The following is a 2072-nucleotide window of genomic DNA, read 5'->3' on the forward strand; positions in this document are numbered from 1 at the left end:
GATGTTCATTACTATAATAATACACTCTAACGTGGTCTATGTTCCCTTTTATATCAATCATTTTTGGGTCCTTAATAATTATTGTTATAATAAAATAACATGTCAAAACTATTATGCAATAGAATTTAGAAGGTTTTTATTATAAAAATAGATTTTTCAATCTAACTCCTTGTATCTTGAAAACTGGTTAAAATAACTACGATTAGATTTGGCAAGGTGTATGTAGCCCGATATCTCCTGGGGTTCACAGCCCGTCAATAAGCGACTGGCGCATACACTGAGCCGCTCATCCGAAGCCCGAACAGTTGTCCGTACTCCATATCGTATTTGCAAGGAGGGGTAATAATGAGTCAGCCAAATCCACTCTGTGTGGGAATTGATGTTTCTAAAGCGACGCTGGACATCGCTGCCTGCGGTGAATTTCCACAGTTCACCGCAGGCAACGACTCTGATGGTTTTGATGCCATCATTGCTGAGTTGAGAAAGTACTCTGTAGCGCTGGTTTTGATGGAGGCTACTGGTGGACTTGAAGCCGCCGTGGCTTGCCAGCTTCAGGCTGAAGGTTTTGATGTTGCGATCATTAATCCCAGGCAAGCCCGTGACTTTGCCCGAGCAATGGGATATCTGGCAAAGACGGATCGTATCGATGCCAGGATGCTCGCACAAATGGCCGAAGTCATTAATCGTCATCCGGAACGAGAACGTTTTATTCGGGCTCTGCCAGATGCTGAACGTCAGGTCCTTACATCGATGGTTGTACGCAGACGCCAGTTGATCGCAATGATGGTAGCTGAACGTAATCGACTGCACCTTGCTCATCCACAGAGCAGAAAAAGCATTAATATAATTATTAAAGTGCTGGAAGATGAGCTTGCCAGAATCGATAAAGATATGAACAGGCACATCCAGAACCACTTTCAGGAGCTTGCTGAACAACTGGGAAGCATAAAAGGCGTTGGCACCATGACTGTCGCTGCATTGCTGGCAGAGGTTCCGGAGCTGGGTAATCTTTCTCGCCGTCAAATCAGCGCACTTGTGGGCGTTGCGCCCGTAAACCGCGACTCGGGTACTATGCGTGGTCGACGAACCATCTTTGGCGGCAGGGGTGGGGTAAGAACCGCGCTGTACATGTCTGCGCTTGTGGCAACGCGGCATAACTCTGTAATAAAAACGTTTTATATTCGCCTGCTTGCTGCCGGAAAGGCCAAAAAGGTGGCGCTGGTTGCCTGTATGCGTAAGCTGTTGACCATTCTTAATGCAATGCTCAGAAAGAACGAAGGATGGAATGAGTCGTATCATCAGGTTACCCCATAAATTTAACGATCAAGACAGTTGCTTATTGAAGAAAAAACATAATTAGAGGCTGTCTTAATACGCAATTGAACAGATAGTTATCTTCTCTAAGCTCAAATCTAGTGAGTAAAGGTTTTCGATCTTGTGAAAATTTAGGTGAATGAAAGAACTGTTTTCTACCTGTAGCCTATTGATGTGAGGGTTTCGGATGTTATGAAACTCTCAGATTCTGAGTGATATGAATCTCCAGAGGCTCATAGTTTCGAACCAGGGATGGCTCTGGTGTTCGTAATCTCGCTTCATCCATTCGAAATTCATTTGTACTGTATCCCTGTAGAAACAACAGAGGACATACATATGGAAAATCAAGCTCGTCTCATCCGTTTACCAGAAGTCATGAAGAAAACTGGATTTGGTAAAGCGTGGATCTATCGTCTTATCAGCCAAAATAGGTTTCCACAGCCAGTAAAGATCGGTGTTCGTGCTACCGCTTTTGTCGAAAGCGAAATCGATGAATGGATTCAATTAATTATCGAAAATTCAAGAAAGCATGTCGCTTAACAAAAATGCTGCTTCATCGATTTTTAACTTTTAATAATGCATTAAGAAAAAGAAATTTACAGATGTTGTGAGTTTACGTATTGGTTTTGAAACAACGAGGCTTTGTAAAGTTTGCATCTGAGAAAAAGAATATATTTGACGTAATTCTTTACCTTTTTTCTAGCAGAGCTTTTGCTATAAGGCTTGAAGATGGTTTTCTTAATATCGGGTATGGATAC

Annotated in this window: 2 protein-coding genes; both read left to right on the top strand. The window is 42.5% G+C overall.

What is annotated here, in order from left to right:
* Window positions 1-345 precede the first annotated feature (345 nt).
* Complete coding sequence (locus INF61_RS22675; RefSeq protein WP_193548150.1) at window positions 346-1314, top strand: IS110 family transposase; 969 nt, start codon at window positions 346-348, stop codon at window positions 1312-1314.
* 336 nt (window positions 1315-1650) lie between these two features.
* The gene (locus INF61_RS22680) at window positions 1651-1854 is read left to right on the top strand and encodes an AlpA family transcriptional regulator (protein WP_016190490.1); all 204 of its coding nucleotides are present in this window, start codon (window positions 1651-1653) and stop codon (window positions 1852-1854) included.
* Window positions 1855-2072 lie beyond the last annotated feature (218 nt).

The organism is Enterobacter cloacae complex sp. P18RS (genome assembly GCF_014982105.1).
In the GTDB taxonomy this organism is placed as follows: Bacteria; Pseudomonadota; Gammaproteobacteria; order Enterobacterales; family Enterobacteriaceae; genus Enterobacter; species Enterobacter hormaechei_C.